Genomic DNA, 16,628 nt, shown 5'->3' on the forward strand with positions numbered 1-16,628 from the left:
GAGGCAGCCGGCTCTTCTAGGATTGGACGATGTTGCATGCCGCAGCGGATCACTTGCGGGAACTGCTGCGCCGGCGAAGCGAGCTGATTCCCGTCGGTATCACCTGGGCGGCGCTGATCTCCGTCGATGTCGCCCTGGTGCTCGGCGGGGTGATCGGGACGCTGCAGCGGCCCGTCTCGGATCTGCCGGTGGCGCTGACGGCGTTCGCCCTGGCGCTGTCCCCCTCGTTCGCGTTCTTGATCTTCAACACGAAGATGACCCCGGGGCCGCTGTGGGCCACCTGGACGGCGTCCACCGCGCTGACGCTGTTTGGCACGTCCACGCCCATCCACGCCGATTTCGCCCCGGCGTTGCTGGTCCTGATGGTCTTGGTCGTCGCGACGTTGGCGTCGGTGCTGGGCGGGATCCTGGCGAGCCTCTCGGCGGCGGCGCTGTTGCTCACCGCATCCGCCCTGCATCGCCTCGACACGGTGGTGCTGTATCTGGGTTTCATAGCGGTGGGATGGCTGCTCGGTTACCTGATGCGAACCCAGCGGCTGCTGCTGGCGGAACAGATTGAGGCACAAGACATGTTGGCCGAGCACGCCGCCGCCGACGAACGCCGCCGCATCGCGCGCGAAGTGCACGATGTCATCGCCCACTCGCTGAGCATCACCCTGTTGCACGTGACGGGTGCGCGCCGCGCGCTGCAGCAGGATCGCGACGTCGATGACGCGGTCGAGGCCCTGGAGCAGGCCGAGCGGCTCGGCCGCCAGGCCATGGCCGACATCCGTCGTACCGTCGGGCTGCTCGACAACTGGCCGAGCAAGACCGCGCAGACCGCTCCAGAGCCCGGCATCGACGACATCGCGGTGCTGGTCGAAGGTTTTCAGCGGGCCGGTTTGACCGTCGCGCTGTGCGTCGAAGGGCCCACCGATCACGTGTCGGCCGCGGTCGGCCTCGCGCTGTACCGCATCACCCAGGAGTCGCTGGCCAATATCGCCAAGCACGCCCCAGAGTCGAAAGCCGGTGTGGTGTTGGATATTTCGGCGGTGTCGGCGAGGCTGGCCATCACCAATCTGCTTCCCGCGGCGGTGGCGGCCTCGCCGTCGGCCGAGGGACGCGGCTTGCGTGGTATGCGCCAGCGGGTGGAGCTGCTCGGCGGCGCGATCGACGTCGGCCCCACCCGCGACGGCTGGTCGGTGTGCGCGGAAATACCGCTGCACGAAGGCGATGTCGCCTGGCGCCCGTGGTGGTGCAAGGGATGATCCCAGACAATTCAGCGACGCCCGAGATCACCGTGCTGCTCGTCGACGACCAGGACCTGGTGCGGTCGGGCCTGCGCCGGATCCTGCGCCGCAAGGATGGTTTCGTCGTCGTCGCGGAATGTGCCGACGGTGACGAGGTGCCGGCCGCGGTGGCCGAGCACCGGCCCGACGTCGTCGTGATGGATCTGCGGATGCGCCGCGTCGACGGGATCGAGGCGACGCGCAGGCTGGGTGGCAGGCCGCCGGTGCTGGCCCTGACCACCTTCAACGAGGACGAGCTGCTGTCGGGAGCGCTGCGTGCCGGCGTGGCCGGCTTCGTGCTCAAGGACTCTTCGGCCGAGGAGTTGATCCGCGCGGTGCGGGCGGTCGCCAGGGGTGACAGCTATCTCGATCCCGCGGTCACCTCGCGCGTGCTCACCACGTACCGCAAGGCCGCACCCGGTCCCCGCGGCATCGCCATCGGCGAACTGACCACCCGCGAGCTCGACGTCCTGACATTGATCGGCCAAGGGTTGTCGAATACGGAGATCGCCGACAAACTGTGCATCTCCGGCGTCACCGTCAAGAGCCATGTCGGCCGCATCTTCGGGAAGCTCGATCTGCGCGACCGGGCCGCCGCGATCGTCTACGCCTACGACAACGGCATCGTCGTGCCGCGCTGAAGACCTAGTAAGGCGCCGACTGTTCCGCCAGGTTCAACAGCACGTAGGCCATGCACATCAGGAAGTTCAGCACCACCACGATCAGACCCGCGAACATCAACGAACGGGCGCCGCGCTTCTTGAGCCGCTTGTAGCGCGCGGCGCGAGATTCGCGGTCGAGCTGCATCGCGATCAACGCGAAGTTCACGTTGAGCAGTTCGTGCGCGGCCAGCGGCGCGCCCGCTAACATTTCTCGCAGCCGCTCCGGTGCCGTTCGAACGCCCACCCGTTCGAAACTCTGGCACAGACGTCGCGTCCGCCGCCGGCGGAGCGTGTGATACGGCAGCCGAAGGTGCCGCGCAAGTTGCCCTCGATTGCCCCCCCAGGGGTAAGACGGGGTCATCACAAGCGGGATTCTAAATCGCTGGACGCCACTTTCGCGCCGTGAACGCGAATTATGTTGCGAGATATCACTTCGGCGTTCCGACGCTCATTTGCTGGGACGCGGGAGCGCCCGGCGCAGAATCAATGCGCTACTAGTGGTGTCGATGCGCGAGATACGAGGTTTCCACGATGTTTGCGGCCGGTAGAGCAGGGCGAGGGTGACCCGTTGAGCAGATCGGGCGGTCGGGTTTGTCGGTGGTGGCTGCGATGATGGCGCCATGTCTCCGACCGCGATTGCAGCCAGCGTCGAAGTGCGCCCCAAGGATCGTCTCGAGGTGCTGTTCGAGGAGATGGCGGAGTTAACCGGTCAGCGCAACGCGATCGATGGGCGCATGGTCGAGATCGTCGCCGAGATCGATCGCGACGGGCTCTGCGGGATCACGGGCGCACGCTCGGTTGCGGCGTTGGTGGCCTGGAAGCTCGGGGCGTCCTCGACGAACGCGCACACGATGGCTACCGTCGCGCGCCGGTTCGAGGAGTTTCCCCGCTGCACGCAGGGCATGCGGGAGGGCCGGTTGTCGCTGGATCAGGTCGGGGTCATCGCGGCGCGCGCCGGCGAGGGCTCCGATGGGCACTATGCGGCGCTGGCCCAGGTCGCCACGGTCAACCAGCTGCGTACCGTGGTCAAGTTGGAACCGCGGCCCGAGCCCGATCCTGGGCCGCAACCAGAGCGATCGATCACCAAAGCCGCCAACGAGGAGTTCACCTGTTGGCGGATCAAACTTCCACACCTGGATGCGGCGAAATTCGACGCGGCGCTGGCGTCTCATCGGGATGCGCTGATCGCTCAGTGGAAGCGCGAGCACGGCGAGGGCGTCAGCGATCAGGCGCCGCCGCTGCCAGGCACCGCCGACGCGTTCATGCGCCTGGTCGAGACGGGTTCGGACGTCGAGGCGGCGCGGCGTCCCCATGGGCAACACACCACCGTGGTGGTGCATGTCGACGTGGAAAAGCCCGCCGCGGCGCTGCATCTGGGTCCGCTGCTGTCCGAGGCCGAACGCCGCTACCTGAGCTGTGATGCCACCTGTGAAGCCTGGTTTCACCGCGACGGCGAAGTCATCGGCGCCGGCCGTGCGACGCGGGTGATCAGTCGGCGGCTGCGCCGCGCGCTGGAGCATCGCGACCGGATGTGCGCGGTGCCAGGCTGCGGGGCCACCCGTGGTCTGCACGCCCATCACCTCCGGCACTGGGAAGACGGCGGCCCCACCGAACTGGCCAACCTGGTGTTGCTATGCCCGTACCACCACCGGCTGCACCACCGCGGCGTCATCACCATCACCGGACCCGCAGACAACCTCAGCGTCACCGACAACTCCGGGCGACCCCTGCACCCGGGATCGCTCGCGCGCCCACCAACCCAACCCCCACCCGCCGTCCCTCCCTGCCGTGGGCCGCTCGGCGAACGCGCCGACTGGTGGTGGTACACACCGTTCCAACCCCAGCCACCACCGACCAACAATTGAGTCGGGTTAGCGGGGTCACTACCGGCAGTGCATCGTCAAGTGTCAAACAGGTTGCTACATCAAGACCTTCGTTGATGTGACCGGGGGCCGATCACCCGACCCATACCGCCTGCGACCCAAGACCCGTCAACACCCGCCGCCGGTCATGCGCTCTGAGTCGGGCAGTTCGAGGTAGCGCTCCAGGTTGCGATGCATGTTGATCACGCGGCGTTCCTCGCTGGACAACACCAGATGCGTGAAGCCGGGTTGATGCATGCCGCGTTGCAAGCCGGGAAGCACCGCGATGTCCTGGGTGAGCACCAGGCCCGGTTCGGCCTCCCCGGCGGTCGTCCGCATATCCGTCGGCTTGTTGTGCGGCGCACCGGGCGGTAGCCGGGTCATCAAGAACATGATCAGCTCGCCCTTGTCGGGGGAGGGGTCGGCGGCAGGCCGCGAGCACATCACGGTCAGGTGATCGGCGTTGGCCAGCAGCGTCATGTTGGGAAAGACGTTGTACTGGTGCAGCCGGGTCATGCGGTCGGTATCGGCCCAGGCGAGGTCGACGCCGCGCTCGGCCGCGAATGCTCTTGTGCGCGCGGCGATAAGGTCCTGAACGGTCTGGCCGGACTCGCGCGCCGGGATGGGCGTGCCGTCGGCGACGCCCATCAGCGCGCCCTGGGTTTCAACATAGGCGTTCCAGACCTCTTCGTCGGACAGGGCGCCGCCAAAGCGTGGGCTCTGCACACCATAGGGCTGGTCCGATTTCCCGGTGTGGCCCCAGATCTGTTGCGGCGCATGGATATCGTCGACGCAACGCAGCAGTTCGGGATGCAGGGTCTGGATGTGGTACGTCTCGCTGTAGCCGTCCGCGATGGTCTTCCAGTTGGCGTCGACCTCGATGGTGAGCGTGGCGTAGCAGCGGAAATCCTCCAGGTGGCACCACGCGATGTCGTCGGGCACCGCCTCGAGGTATTCGGTCAACGAGACCGCGCCAGGATCGAGGTTGACGAAGACGAGCCCGGCCCAGGTCTCGACCCGCGCCGGTATCAGGGGAAAATCGGACATCCGCAGCGAGCCGAAGCCCTTGCGGTTGGGCACCCGTTTGAGCGCACCGGCCAGGTCCCAGGTCCAACCGTGATAGCCGCATTTGACTTCGCGCAGGCCGGAACCGGATCCGGTGCACAGCGAATTGCCGCGATGCCGGCAGACGTTCTGGAAGGCGCGGAGCGTCCCGTCGTCGTCACGGACGATCAGCACCCCATATGGGCCGCAACGGTATTCGAAGTAGTCGCCGGGTGTCGCCACGTGGTCGACCATGCAGGCCAGTTGCCACACCCTCGGCCACATCCGCTGCGCCTCTAGCGCGGCGAAGGCGGGGGAGTAGTAGCGCTCTGCGGGCACCAGCGTCGGGCTTTCCGGCGGGGTGCCGACGGCATCCTCATCGCGGGCGCGCGCCGGATTGCCGGCCACCGTTGCCATGAGCTCTTAGCGCGCCCCGCGGACCAGGCGCCCGGGGCGGGCCCCGGTGTCGACGTCCTTGCGGCGGGTGACGGTCCCGCTGACGATGGTCGCCGCATAACCGCTGGCGCCCTGCAATATTCGGTTCCCACCGGCCGGCAGGTCGAAGGCCATCGCTGCCGGGTGCAGGGTCAGCGCGTCCATGTCGATGACGTTGATGTCGGCCTTCTTGCCCGGCTCGATGGTGCCGCGGTCGGTGAGGCCGAACAGGTGGGCGGTGTCGCGAGCTTGCTTGCGGATCACGTATTCCAGCGACAGCTTCTCGCCCCGGTGCCGGTCCCGTGCCCAGTGCGTGAGCAGAAAGGTGGGGTAGGACGCGTCACAGATCATGCCGCAGTGGGCGCCGCCGTCGGAGAGGCCGAGCACGCCCGCCGGGTGCAGCAGCATCTCCCGGATCGCGTCGCAGTTGCCGTCGGCGTAGTTGAACAGCGGCAGCATCAGCATGGAAGTTGCATTCGACTCCAACATGAGGTCGTACAGCGTGGACAGCGGATCGTCGCCGCGCGCCTTGGCGATGGCGGCGACGGTGCGGTCCGGGGTGGGCTCGTAGTCCGGCGGGTCGCCGAGCGCGTACAGCCTGCCCAGCGAGTGCTGCACCAAGGCGAACATCCCGTCGAACAACAATGTGGGATCGGCGGGCAGGTCATCCTCCGAGAGGATCGCCGCCTTCACCGCTGGGTCGGCCAACCGCTGCGCGAGCTCGTCGCGGCTGCACTCGGCCTTCAGCCGGCGGTAAGTGGGCCGATGGCTGAAACCGTGATGGCCTTGGAAGCCGATCATCATGCCGAACGGCCGCGCCGCGATCTGGGGGTAGAGGCGGGCGCCCGCGGCGTGCGCGTCCGCGGACAGGTCGAGCATCTCGCGCCACAGTTTCGGATCGGCGTCTACCTGGATCAGGGCGAAGGACACGGGACGGTCGATCTCGCCGCTCAGTCGCCGCATCCAGTCCAGTTCTTTCTTGGGCCCGATGATGTCCTCACCCGCCGCGCCCTGCGGTGCCAGCTCGAACACCGCCTGACCGCCCGCCGCCATCGCGCGGCCGAGACCGAACAGCTCCTCCTCGGCGGCGAACGTGCCGGGCACCGGTTCGCCGTCCATCGCGCGATGGCCCATCGTGCGCGAGGTGGAGAATCCGAGCGCGCCGGCCTCGATCGCCTCACGAACCAGCCGTCCCATCGTCTCGATGTCCTCGGGGGTGGCCGGCTCGTTGCGCGCGCCGCGCTCGCCCATCGCGTAGGCCCGGACCGCGCCGTGGGCGATCTGGCTGCCCACGTCGACGGCGAACTTCTGCTTGCCGACCGCGTCGAGGTACTCGGGGTAGCTTTCCCAGCCCCAGGTGATGCCCTCGGTCAGCGCGGTGCCGGGAATGTCCTCGACGCCCTCCATCAGCTCGATCAGCCACTGCTCACTGCCGGGCCGCACGGGCGCGAAGCCGACGCCGCAGTTGCCGGTCACGATCGTGGTCACACCATGGCCGCTGGACGGCTCGAGCAGGCTGTCCCAGCTGACCTGGCCGTCGTAGTGGGTGTGGATGTCGACGAAGCCGGGGGCCACCACATGCCCTGTCGCGTCGATGGTTTCGGCCGCTTCCCCGCTCATCGCGGGGCCGTTGGCCGAGCGTCGCACGACGTCGACGATCTTGCCGTCCTTGATGCCGACATCGGCGGCATAGCGCTCCGCGCCCGTGCCGTCGACGACCGTGCCACCGATGATCTTCAGGTCGAACATGAGACTCCTCTTCGCCGCCGGGGCTGTCTCGGGAGGGCTGAGCGGCTAGCCGCGCAGCATTTCGCTACGGTAGGTAGCGTAACTCTCGGCGGGACGAAGGCAATAGCCTCAGCCGAATTGGGTCTGTTCTACAGAGAACCCTTCAGCGCGGCGACGGTTTCCAGATCATCGAGCGCCGCGACGCCACGGCGCAGGCCCTCCATCGCGATGTTCTCGACCTGCATCCCGCCCATCCCGGCGGTGATCAGCGCGGCGACGTATGCATACAACGCGCCTTGGCGGAATCGCAGCCACAGGTCGTCGCGGTCCAACTCGGGTCCGCCGGCGGCCATCAGCGCCCGACGGTAGTCGTCGAGGAGGTCGCGCTGGTTGGCCTGACGGTCCTCCGGCGTCAGGCTGGTGATCAGCGTGTAGGCCAGTTCGCGCGACGGGTGTCCCCGGCGCACCGCCTGCCAGTCCAGCAGCCCGGCCTTCCCGCCCTGGAAGTACATGTTGCCCGGATGGGCGTCGCCGTGCATGACGGTGTGCGGGGGAGTGTCGATGAGCGTGGCGACGGCGCGGTAGTTGTCGGCGATAAAGCGGCCAGTGTCGACGGGGACGTCGACCAGGGAAGTGCGCTCGGCGAGCCGCTTGATCGAAAGGTGCATCAGCGAACCGGTCAGCAACGACGTGACGTCGCCGGACGGCGTATACAGCCAGCCCATCGGACCGCGCCCGTCGCGCGGGAGCCGGCCCCAGAAGGTGGCATGCAGTTCGGCCAGCAGCTCGATGATCAGGCTCGCCTGATCGGCCGACAACGGATGCAAGGTGTCGGGGAACTCGCACGACTCGGCCGGAAGGTCCTCCAGGACCAGCAGGTAGCGGCCCGTCCGGGCGTCGAATGCCGCGCCGTAGCAATAGGGCACACCGATGACTTGAGGCGCGAGCTCACGGTAGAACCGCACCTCGGTGTGTCCGAGGCGACCGAGTTCGCCCATCAGCCGAGTCGCGGCGCTTTGCGCCGCGACCTTGACGAACACCGAGTCGGGGACGTTCTTTCCGGTCAACACCAGCCGGCCCCGCGAGGACGTGCCCGCGTCCCGGCTGAGAACGCGGATCGACCGGACGGTGGTACCCATGACCCGGGACAGGACTGTGGGATCGATCGCGTCGACCGTCCGCGGCAGACCGAATCTGCCGCCGATCGCTGCGTCGGTGGCCACCCGGCCCGCGCCTCGGCCCAGGTGGGCGGCCAGACCGAGAATCGAGAAAGCTTGCGCAAGAGGAATCTTCATGTCCATCCACCCTGATTTGCGAGCCGTCCGCCCATGCCGGTGATGTTACGGGATGCGTTGTGCCGCTTGGCTGTCTGACGCGAGCTGACCGCGCCACGGGCGGTTTGTGCGATGAATCCTCTTGCCGCCCAATGGCTAGCCAGGAAAGCGTGATTGCAGCAATGATCAGGCGCTACAGCCGGGCCGCGTCAGGCCGGTCCACGTCAACGTGACACGAGTTCCCTGCGGAGTGCGGTCGATGCTGACCTCGTCGGCGAGCGCCTCCATCAGCGGGATGCCACGGCCGCGCATCTGCTGCTGGTACTGGACCGGCTTTTTCTGTCGCCACCGGCCGCGGTCGTCGACGGACACCGCCAAGGTGTCCGAGCCGCCGTCGTAGGCCGCCCGCACGTCGACGGTCCCGCGCTCCGCGGCGTCGACGTACGCGAACTCCGCCGCATTGGCGATCGCCTCGTTCACCGCAAGCAGGAGATCACTGAAGCGGTCGTCGTCAAGGGAGAAATATCGTCCGAGCCACACCCCGAACTCGGCGCGGATCCGGGCCGCGCTGCGCGCGTCGGCGCCCACTCGCGTCCGCACGAAGCGGGATTGGTCATCGATGTTCGACACGTTCTGCGGTTGATCAGAGCGGCCCATCGTCCCCAGTTGCGTGCTCACTTCGCCGAGGCTCACTCACCAGCGATGCCGCTCAGCGCACCGTCGAGGCTGCTGTAGAGCGAGAGCACGCTGTCGATTCCCATCAGCTTGATCGGCCGGCTGGTGGCCGAGCCGTTGGCGACCACCGCGAATTTCGTCGGCGGCTCGATCTCCGCCTGCGTGGTCACCAGGACGGTCATCCCGGCCGAGGCCAAAAAGCCGACCTTGGAGAGGTCAACGATCAGTGCCGCGGGCTTGGTGGCCATCGCGGTCTGGATGGCGTCGGCCAGCAGCGGCGAGCTGAGCATGTCGACCTCGCCGGAGACGGTGAGTACAACCGCCTGGTCTACCTGATGTTTGCCGACTTCGAAAGCGGTTGGATCGACAAGATCGCCGGATTGTTCGCCCATGGTCTATCACTCACATTCGGTTCCGTGCGGGACACCGCTAGCTCTAACAGCCATTGCCATATCCGGGGGCTGTGTATTCAACCCTCGGGGAACACGGTTGCCTACGGAGGAGACGCACTCCGTCGATCTGCGCTACTGAATGCAGATACAGCTACAAGTGTTTAGTCAATGGTAGGACACACGGCGTACCACGCTCAAAACGCTGAACGATTTCGGGCGCCGCGCCGTCGTCCGGATGTGCGTGACGGGCGGCGCAGAAGTTGCACGGGGCAGCGGCCCGTGCGTGAATTGCTACCACCGGCTTCGTCCTGCGCTTGTGCGGCGTGGCCTGCGCAAACGGGAAGGGCGGTGGGCCGTGGAATCCCGTGATCGCGACGGCGGGCAACACGACGACGGGCCGCCCGCCGAGCCGCCGGAGACCCCGGCCACGCCGTCGCAATTCGGCGCGCTGAACCGGCGTCGCGCGCTACTGGGCATGGGCGCGGTAGCCGGATTCGCCGCGGTCGACGTCGGTGGGTTCGCGTATGCCGGTGGCTGGCTGCGCCCCGGCGCGCTGACTCCGCCCGGGATCACGGATCGCTTTGAGCGCGTCTACGGCCGCCATGACGGGTTCCGGCGAAACCACGCCAAAGGCCTGAGCGCCACCGGGACGTTCGTCAGCAACGGAGCAGCCGCGGCGATATGCCGGGCCGCGGTCTTCCGGCGCGGGAGCGTTCCCCTGATCGGGCGGTTCTCGCTGTCCGGTGGGCTGCCCGACCAGGCCGACAAGTTCGACACCGTCCGGGGGCTGGCATTGTTGTTCGACGGCCCCGACGGACGGCAGTGGCGCACCGCGATGATCAACATCCCGGTCTTTCCGGACAGCACGCCGCAGGGGTTCTACGACCGGTTGCTCGCGTCCAAGCCGCTGCCAGGCACGGGCAAGCCCGACCCGCAGCAGATGGCCGCGTTCCTGCAGCGCCACCCCGAGACCGCCGCGGCCATGCGCCTCATCAAGCAGACACCGCCGAGCATGGGATTTGCCGACAGCACCTTTTACGGGCTGAACGCCTTCCGGTTCACCAACGGCGCCGGCGCGACGGTACCGGTGCGCTGGTCCGCGATTCCCCAGCAAGGCGTCGACGTGACGGCGTCGCCACCGGCGAGGGACTACCTGTTCGACGCCCTGATCCGCACCCTGGCGTACACGCCGCTGAGCTGGCGGCTCGTCCTCATAGTGGGCGAGCCGGGCGACCCGACCCATGACGCCACCCAACCCTGGCCTGCTGCGCGGCGCACCATCGACGCCGGCACCATCACCATCGCCGCGGTCCAGACGGAAGACGCCGGCAACGCGCGCGACGTCAACTTCGACCCGCTGGTGCTGCCCGACGGCATCGCCGCCTCCGATGACCCACTGCTGGCCGCGCGATCGGCCGTGTATGCCCGTTCGTTCACCCGCCGCGCCGGCGAACCCAAAGCGGTCAGCGCGGTCGACGTCGAAGCGGTCCTCCAATGACGCGCGCGACCGCCGGGGCGCGCTTCACCGTGCCGTCGCGCGTTCTGCACTGGTTGATGGCGCCGATGGTCATCGCACAACTGCTCATCGGCGTGACCATGATCGCCGCACTGAGCTACTACCCGCTGCTGCTGGCCGTCCATCGGCCCCTCGGCCTGCTGATCCTCGCCTTCGCGCTGGTTCGGATGGCGAACCGGATCAGGCACCGGCCGCCCGCTTTTCTGGCCACGATGAGCGCAACCGAACGCCGCATCGCAACGTGGTCGGAGTACCTGCTCTACGGCCTGTTGCTGGTCCAGCCCGTGACCGGGTGGGCGATGTTGTCCGCGGCGCGATTCCCGATCACGCTGCTCGGGCCGGTCGCGCTGCCCGGCATCGCGCCGCGCGACGTCGACGTTTTCGCGGTGCTGCGGGAGTGCCACGGCGCTTTCGCGCTGCTGCTCTTCCTGGCGTTTACCGCCCACATCACGGCGGTACTCTTCCACACGCTCGTTCTGCGTGACCGGCTGCTGGACCGCATGGCGCTGTGGCGCTGAAGCTAGGCGGCCAAACTGCTGAGACCGAAATCGCAGTCTGACGACCTGCCTGCTCGGGCTCGAAGTGGCCGAATATGATCGGCACGATTCAGACTTGAGCGCGCGGGCACGGGCCGGGCGTGCGGCGGCCGCGAGGGCCATGAGGAAGCGGGAGAGTTCAATGTCGAACCAGCAGCAAGCGGAACGGATGACGTCGGGGAAGGGGTTCATCGCGGCGCTCGACCAGAGCGGCGGTTCGACGCCCAAGGCGCTGCGCCTGTACGGCATCGAGGACAACGAGTACTCCTCCGAGAAGGAGATGTTCGACCTCATTCACCAGATGCGCTCGCGGATCATCACGTCACCGGCGTTCACCGGTGACCGCGTGCTGGCGGCCATCCTGTTCGAGCAGACCATGGACCGTGAGATCGCGGGCAAGCCGTCGACCACGTACCTGTGGGAGACCAAGGGCGTGGTGCCCATCCTCAAGATCGACAAAGGTCTGGCGGACTCGTCCGACGACGTCCAGCTGATGAAGCCGATCCCGGGCCTCGACGAGCTGCTGGACCGGGCCGCCGGCCTGGGCGTCTTCGGCACCAAGGAGCGCTCGGTGATCGGCGGCGCCAACGCCAAGGGCATCGCGGCCGTGGTCGCGCAGCAGTTCGAGCTCGGCCACCAGGTGCTCTCGCACGGCCTGGTGCCCATCATCGAACCCGAGGTGACCATCTCGTTATCCGATAAGGCCGAGGCCGAAGGCATCCTGCGCGACGAGATCACCAAGCAACTCGACGCGGTGCCCGAGGGCCAGCGCGTGATGCTCAAGCTGAGCCTGCCCACCGAGGTGAACTTCTACCGCCCCCTGATCGAGCACCCGAAGGTGATGCGGGTGGTGGCCCTTTCCGGCGGCTACTCCCGCGAGGAAGCCAACGAGCTGTTGGCGAAGAACACCGGCTTGATCGCCAGCTTCAGCCGCGCCCTGACCGAAGGCCTGACCGTCGACCAGTCCGACGAGCAGTTCAACGCGACGTTGGACAAGGCGATCCAGTCGATCTACGACGCCTCCGTCGCCGGCTGAGCTATCCCGATGGCGGCGACCCGCTGCGCCCGGCTTCGCCGCGCTTGCGATCGCCGCTAATAGCGGTGCCGGGCCATGCGCGGTGGCCCGGTGCCGCCTTCGTCGGAGACCAGAGCGGGCACCATTTCACTGGTCACCAAGCCCTCGTCGCACGTCAATTCGTCGATGACGCCGAAGGATTCGGCGATATTGGCCGGGGTGTCGATCACGATGGTGACGACGGGCACCCGGCGGGTCAGCGAGAGCAGTCCGTCGCCGTGGGGAGGGCGTTCGCCGTGGAAGCCCCAGACGCCGCGCAGCACCGTCGCGCCGTCCGCGGTTCTGGCCCGGCGCAGCCGCTGAACGATCCCGCGGTGGATCGGCACACCGCCGTGGTGTGCCGACTCGGAGGTGTAGATCGTCAGCTGCTGGAACAGCGGCAAGCCGCGCTCGTCGACGCCCGGTAGGGCGTGCGGCCGCTCCAGGAACTGGCCGTCACGTTTACACACCCGGACCCGTTCGAGGGTGATCAGGGGCCTGCTTAGCAGTTCGCCGATCTCCGGTAACACGCGACCGATCAGCCCGCCGGATCCGACGGCGACGATCATCATCGGGACGTCGGCGTTGCGGCCAAAGAAGTTGGCGCGCTGGCGCTTTCCGTGCGTGACACCGTCCACCCCGAGCAGCACCGTGGCGCCTGCGAGCCCACGCCGGTGCATCAAATCGCAGAGGGCGATGTATGCCGGTGAGCCGTTGACGCGTTGCTTGCGGCCGACGTAGATCGTCATCTTGACGGCGTCGCCCAGGTCCTCGGCCGGCTGCGGCGCCCCGACGTTGTCGTAGAGCAACCGGGCGCGCTCCAGGGTGACCAGGCCGCGCTGCTTGACGGCGAGCACCGGTTGGAGCAGGGCCTCGATCTTCGTTCTCGTGTCCACCGCGATGATCGCCACCGGCGGGTCCTCGGACAACGTCAACGACTCGTCGGTGCGCAAATGGTGACCGGTGCCGAATCCGCCGATGCCCCGCAGCAGGACGCCGCAGGCGATCCGGTGCTCTGCGTACAGGCCGAGCAGGACATCGGAGACGAAGCTGTCCCCGGTCCGCCTACGCTCGGCCAGATAGGTGGTGAGCTTCAGGCAATCGTCGTCCATCGCCGCTCCCGTCGCCTTGCCGGCAGCCTACCCGTTCGCAGACGTCAACCGCCGCAGCGTGTTCGGCGGACTGCGTCAGGTTCCGGTGAGGGCGTCCACGATGAGCCGGGTGGTCCGTTCGGCTCGCCGCCGCGAGTAGGGCTGCGCCCCGGAGAGAATCGGGTACACCACCCCGCCGACGATCGCGTCCGCCGCCGACTCGGCGGTGGCCTCGCTGACGCCGTCGGCCAGCAGCCGGGCCCGCACGCTGTCGTGCAGCGGCGCACTGAAACCGGCGCGCAGTTTGACGGCGGTGTCCTCATGCTCCATGCAGGCAACGGTCAGCGTGCGCAGCATGGCCGAACCTCGCGGCGTCGTCAGGCTTGTGAACAGCTTGCCCACCCAGCCGACCAGATCGGCGGCGAGGTTGTCGCTGTGGTTGACCGACGCGATCAGCTTGTCGGCGTCTTCCAGCATGACGTCGGCGACCAGCGCGGGGCGGGTGGGCCACCAGCGGTAGATGGTCTGCTTGCCGACACTGGCGCGCGCGGCGACCGCCTCGATCGTCAGCCCGTCGAAGCCGCGCTCGAGGAGCAGTTCCCGGGTGGCGGTGACTATCGCTTTGCGGGACTTCTCGCTGCGCCTCCTCGGCGAAGTCGCTTGCGCGTTCGCCGCGCTCAGATCGGTTGGCATCTGGTGGTCCTCGCTTCTGCGAACTGAAGATCGAAAGCCGGTAATCGGGCGCGCTTTACATATCCTGACTCGCGCCGGTACTCTTCCACAAGACGAGACGGTCCGTCTTGTAACGAAAGGATAGCAGTCCGTGCGGCCAACGCCAGTTACCTCTGGGCCGTCCTCGTGACCCTGGGACTGAGCCCGGAGCAGCAGGACCTCAGCGACGCCGTGGGCCAATTCGCCGCCCGGAACGCTCCGATTGCCGCGACGCGTGACAGCTTCGACGACCTTGCCGCAGGACGCGTGCCGAAATGGTGGGATGCGCTGGTTGCCAACGGTTTTCATGCGGTGCATCTGCCCGAAGACCTCGGCGGCCAGGGTGGACGGCCGATCGATGCCGCGTGCGTTCTCGAAGCGGCGGGCAAGTCGTTGTTGCCCGGACCGCTGCTGCCGACGGTCGCCGCCGGAGCCGTCGGGCTACTGGCCGATTCGACGCCGAGCGCAGAGTCGTTCCTGCGCGACCTCGCGTCCGGCAGCACTGCGGCGGTGGTGTTACCCGACGACGACGGCGGTCTGCAGGCCCGCGCCGAGGCCGGGCACTGGGTGATCAGCGGCGCGTCACAGGTAACCCCGGGCGTCTGCGCGGCACGGGTCATCCTGGTCGGCGCCCGGACCCAGGACGCCGCAATCGTCTGGGCGCTCGTCGACCGCGAACGGCCCACGGCCACAGTCGAAGCCATTGCCGGCACCGATCTTGTCGGCGACGTCGGGATCCTGCGCCTCGCGGACTACCGGGCGCCGGAGGCCGATCTGCTCAGCGGCATCGACCCGGAGCGGGCACGCTGTGTGGTCGTCGGACTCGTCGCCACCATGACCGCCGGCATCGTCCAGTGGTGCGTGCAGGCTGTCACCGCGCATCTGCGCAGCCGGGAGCAATTCGGCAAGGTGATCGGCACCTTCCAAGCCCTGCAGCACAACGCGGCAATGCTTTTGGTGAACAGCGAGCTGGCCACCGCGGCCGCCTGGGACGCGGTACGCGCCGTGGACGAACCACTCGACCAGCACCGAATCGCCGCCGCCGGCGCGGCCGTCATCGCGATCTCGCCGGTCCCGGATTTGGTGCTCGACGCCCTGACGATGCTCGGCGCCATCGGCTTCACCTGGGAACACGACGTGCACCTGTACTGGCGGCGGGCGATCAGTCTGGCGGGATCGATTGGTCCGGCGAACCGCTGGGCGCGACGGCTGGGCGAGCTCACCTGCACCCAGACGCGCGACATGTCGGTGAACCTCGGCGACGCGGAATCCGAGTTCCGTGCCTGGGTCGCCGAGACGCTGGATGCGGCAATGCAATTGCGCAACGACACACCCGCGCCGCACGGCGACTACGCGGACCAGGCCTCCGGACCCCAGCGCACGTTGATCGCCGACGCGGGCCTGATGGCGCCGCACTGGCCGGCACCCTGGGGCGTCGGGGCGGATCCGTTGAAACAGCTCATCATCGACGAGGAGTTCGCCAAGCGGCCCGGGCTGGTCCGACCATCGCTGAACATCGCCGAGTGGATCCTGCCCTCGGTGATGGCTGCCGCACCAAAAGACCTGCAGGAAAAGATGATTCCGCCGACCCAACGCGGCGAGATTCACTGGTGCCAGCTGTTCAGCGAGCCGGGAGCGGGCTCCGACCTCGCGTCGCTGGCCACGCGGGCGACCAAGGTCGACGGCGGCTGGCGGATCAACGGCCACAAGATCTGGACATCGCTGGCGCAGTACGCCGACCTCGGTGCGCTTCTCGCGCGCACCGACCCCGAGGCCAGCAAGCACCGCGGCATCGGCTATTTCATCCTCGACATGCGATCCCCCGGGGTTCAGATCCAACCGATCAAGACGGCGACCGGGCAGGCACACTTCAACGAGGTGTTCCTCAACGACGTCTTCATTCCCGACGAGATGCTGTTGGGCGCGCCGACCGACGGTTGGAGCCTGGCGATCGCCACGATGGCCGAAGAGCGTTCCGCCATCGGGGGATACGTCAAGTTCGACCGGGCGGTCGCCCTGCGCCGGCTCGCCGCTCAACCCGGGCCCGACCGTGAGGACGCGTTGCGTGAGCTCGGCGAGCTCGACGCCTACACCAACGCGATCAGGGCGCTCGGGGTCCGCGAAACCATTCGGCTGCTCGACGGCCAGGCCTCCGGTCCGGCGTCCAGCATCGCCAAGGTGGCGATGAACGTGCTGTTGCGCCGCACCTTTGCCGCCACGCTGCAGTTGACCGGGCAGGTCGGGATGGTCGACGACCCCGACGCGGCCGTCGTGGAACCCTATCTGCACCTGCCGGCCGAGCTGATCGGCGGTGGAACCAGGGAGATCCAGCTGAACATCATCGCGCAGATGATCCTCGGCCTACCCCGAAAGTAAGGCA

Annotated in this window: 15 protein-coding genes; 7 read left to right on the top strand and 8 right to left on the bottom strand. The window is 67.7% G+C overall.

From position 1 onward, the window contains the following. Positions 1–29 precede the first annotated feature (29 nt). Both AC5Y30_RS07655 and AC5Y30_RS07660 read left to right on the top strand, forming a co-directional pair. Positions 30–1,247: a sensor histidine kinase gene (locus AC5Y30_RS07655; protein ID WP_499917468.1), complete on the top strand. Its 1,218-nt coding sequence runs from the start codon at positions 30–32 to the stop codon at positions 1,245–1,247. Continuing rightward, a complete protein-coding gene (locus AC5Y30_RS07660) occupies positions 1,244–1,909 on the top strand; it encodes a response regulator transcription factor (RefSeq protein ID WP_499917469.1) in 666 nt (221 codons plus the stop codon). The genes AC5Y30_RS07655 and AC5Y30_RS07660 overlap by 4 nt, the downstream gene beginning before the upstream one ends. Before the next feature lie 4 nt (positions 1,910–1,913). Here the strand turns inward: AC5Y30_RS07660 and AC5Y30_RS07665 are convergent, their stop codons facing one another. Continuing rightward, positions 1,914–2,174: a hypothetical protein gene (locus AC5Y30_RS07665; protein ID WP_499917470.1), complete on the bottom strand. Its 261-nt coding sequence runs from the start codon at positions 2,172–2,174 to the stop codon at positions 1,914–1,916. 376 nt (positions 2,175–2,550) lie between these two features. Between AC5Y30_RS07665 and AC5Y30_RS07670 the strand changes: the two genes are divergently transcribed. Further along, positions 2,551–3,795: an HNH endonuclease signature motif containing protein gene (locus tag AC5Y30_RS07670; protein WP_499917471.1), complete on the top strand. Its 1,245-nt coding sequence runs from the start codon at positions 2,551–2,553 to the stop codon at positions 3,793–3,795. Between the two features lie 126 nt (positions 3,796–3,921). Here AC5Y30_RS07670 and AC5Y30_RS07675 read toward each other — a convergent pair whose 3' ends face one another. The 5 genes from AC5Y30_RS07675 to AC5Y30_RS07695 all read right to left on the bottom strand — a co-directional run bounded on the left by AC5Y30_RS07675 (position 3,922) and on the right by AC5Y30_RS07695 (position 9,340). Then, positions 3,922–5,253, bottom strand: a complete 1,332-nt coding sequence (locus tag AC5Y30_RS07675; RefSeq protein WP_499917472.1) for an aromatic ring-hydroxylating oxygenase subunit alpha — start codon at positions 5,251–5,253, stop codon at positions 3,922–3,924. Between the two features lie 6 nt (positions 5,254–5,259). Beyond that, positions 5,260–7,020 (bottom strand): N-acyl-D-amino-acid deacylase family protein, encoded by a 1,761-nt coding sequence (locus AC5Y30_RS07680; protein ID WP_499917473.1) that lies wholly within the window; start codon positions 7,018–7,020, stop codon positions 5,260–5,262. Positions 7,021–7,148: 128 nt separating this feature from the next. After that, entirely contained in the window at positions 7,149–8,294 is a 1,146-nt protein-coding gene (locus tag AC5Y30_RS07685; RefSeq protein WP_499917474.1) for a phosphotransferase, read from the bottom strand. Positions 8,295–8,459: 165 nt separating this feature from the next. Next, positions 8,460–8,903, bottom strand: coding sequence for an ATP-binding protein (locus AC5Y30_RS07690; protein ID WP_499917678.1), 444 nt, complete (start codon positions 8,901–8,903; stop codon positions 8,460–8,462). Positions 8,904–8,962: 59 nt separating this feature from the next. Further along, a complete protein-coding gene (locus tag AC5Y30_RS07695; protein WP_499917475.1) occupies positions 8,963–9,340 on the bottom strand; it encodes an STAS domain-containing protein in 378 nt (125 codons plus the stop codon). A gap of 475 nt (positions 9,341–9,815) precedes the next feature. On the opposite strand from AC5Y30_RS07695, the gene AC5Y30_RS07700 reads away from it, so the two are divergent. The 3 genes from AC5Y30_RS07700 (at position 9,816) to AC5Y30_RS07710 (ending at position 12,428) form a co-directional block, all read left to right on the top strand. Then, positions 9,816–10,838: a catalase family peroxidase gene (locus tag AC5Y30_RS07700; RefSeq protein ID WP_499917679.1), complete on the top strand. Its 1,023-nt coding sequence runs from the start codon at positions 9,816–9,818 to the stop codon at positions 10,836–10,838. Continuing rightward, positions 10,835–11,374, top strand: a complete 540-nt coding sequence (locus AC5Y30_RS07705) for a cytochrome b (protein ID WP_499917476.1) — start codon at positions 10,835–10,837, stop codon at positions 11,372–11,374. The genes AC5Y30_RS07700 and AC5Y30_RS07705 overlap by 4 nt, the downstream gene beginning before the upstream one ends. 160 nt (positions 11,375–11,534) lie before the next feature. After that, the gene (locus AC5Y30_RS07710; protein WP_499917477.1) at positions 11,535–12,428 is read left to right on the top strand and encodes a fructose bisphosphate aldolase; all 894 of its coding nucleotides are present in this window, start codon (positions 11,535–11,537) and stop codon (positions 12,426–12,428) included. A gap of 56 nt (positions 12,429–12,484) precedes the next feature. Here AC5Y30_RS07710 and AC5Y30_RS07715 read toward each other — a convergent pair whose 3' ends face one another. Both AC5Y30_RS07715 and AC5Y30_RS07720 read right to left on the bottom strand, forming a co-directional pair. Beyond that, positions 12,485–13,558, bottom strand: coding sequence for a DUF190 domain-containing protein (locus tag AC5Y30_RS07715; RefSeq protein ID WP_499917478.1), 1,074 nt, complete (start codon positions 13,556–13,558; stop codon positions 12,485–12,487). Positions 13,559–13,633: 75 nt separating this feature from the next. Then, positions 13,634–14,230 carry a TetR/AcrR family transcriptional regulator gene (locus AC5Y30_RS07720; RefSeq protein ID WP_499917479.1) on the bottom strand — a complete coding sequence of 199 codons (597 nt, stop codon included), beginning with the start codon at positions 14,228–14,230 and terminating at the stop codon, positions 13,634–13,636. A 165-nt stretch (positions 14,231–14,395) separates the two neighbouring features. On the opposite strand from AC5Y30_RS07720, the gene AC5Y30_RS07725 reads away from it, so the two are divergent. Next, a complete protein-coding gene (locus AC5Y30_RS07725) occupies positions 14,396–16,624 on the top strand; it encodes an acyl-CoA dehydrogenase family protein (protein ID WP_499917480.1) in 2,229 nt (742 codons plus the stop codon). Positions 16,625–16,628 lie beyond the last annotated feature (4 nt).

The sequence above is a fragment of the Mycobacterium sp. NGS27 genome (assembly GCF_059813005.1).

Coding starts and splice junctions, on each gene's coding strand:
- AC5Y30_RS07655 (WP_499917468.1), top strand. CDS start 30: ATGTTGCATGCCGCAGCGGATCACTTGCGGGAACTGCTGCGCCGGCGA.
- AC5Y30_RS07660 (WP_499917469.1), top strand. CDS start 1,244: ATGATCCCAGACAATTCAGCGACGCCCGAGATCACCGTGCTGCTCGTC.
- AC5Y30_RS07670 (WP_499917471.1), top strand. CDS start 2,551: ATGTCTCCGACCGCGATTGCAGCCAGCGTCGAAGTGCGCCCCAAGGAT.
- AC5Y30_RS07675 (WP_499917472.1), bottom strand. CDS start 5,253: ATGGCAACGGTGGCCGGCAATCCGGCGCGCGCCCGCGATGAGGATGCC.
- AC5Y30_RS07680 (WP_499917473.1), bottom strand. CDS start 7,020: ATGTTCGACCTGAAGATCATCGGTGGCACGGTCGTCGACGGCACGGGC.
- AC5Y30_RS07685 (WP_499917474.1), bottom strand. CDS start 8,294: ATGAAGATTCCTCTTGCGCAAGCTTTCTCGATTCTCGGTCTGGCCGCC.
- AC5Y30_RS07695 (WP_499917475.1), bottom strand. CDS start 9,340: ATGGGCGAACAATCCGGCGATCTTGTCGATCCAACCGCTTTCGAAGTC.
- AC5Y30_RS07700 (WP_499917679.1), top strand. CDS start 9,816: ATGGGCGCGGTAGCCGGATTCGCCGCGGTCGACGTCGGTGGGTTCGCG.
- AC5Y30_RS07705 (WP_499917476.1), top strand. CDS start 10,835: ATGACGCGCGCGACCGCCGGGGCGCGCTTCACCGTGCCGTCGCGCGTT.
- AC5Y30_RS07710 (WP_499917477.1), top strand. CDS start 11,535: ATGTCGAACCAGCAGCAAGCGGAACGGATGACGTCGGGGAAGGGGTTC.
- AC5Y30_RS07715 (WP_499917478.1), bottom strand. CDS start 13,558: ATGGACGACGATTGCCTGAAGCTCACCACCTATCTGGCCGAGCGTAGG.
- AC5Y30_RS07720 (WP_499917479.1), bottom strand. CDS start 14,230: ATGCCAACCGATCTGAGCGCGGCGAACGCGCAAGCGACTTCGCCGAGG.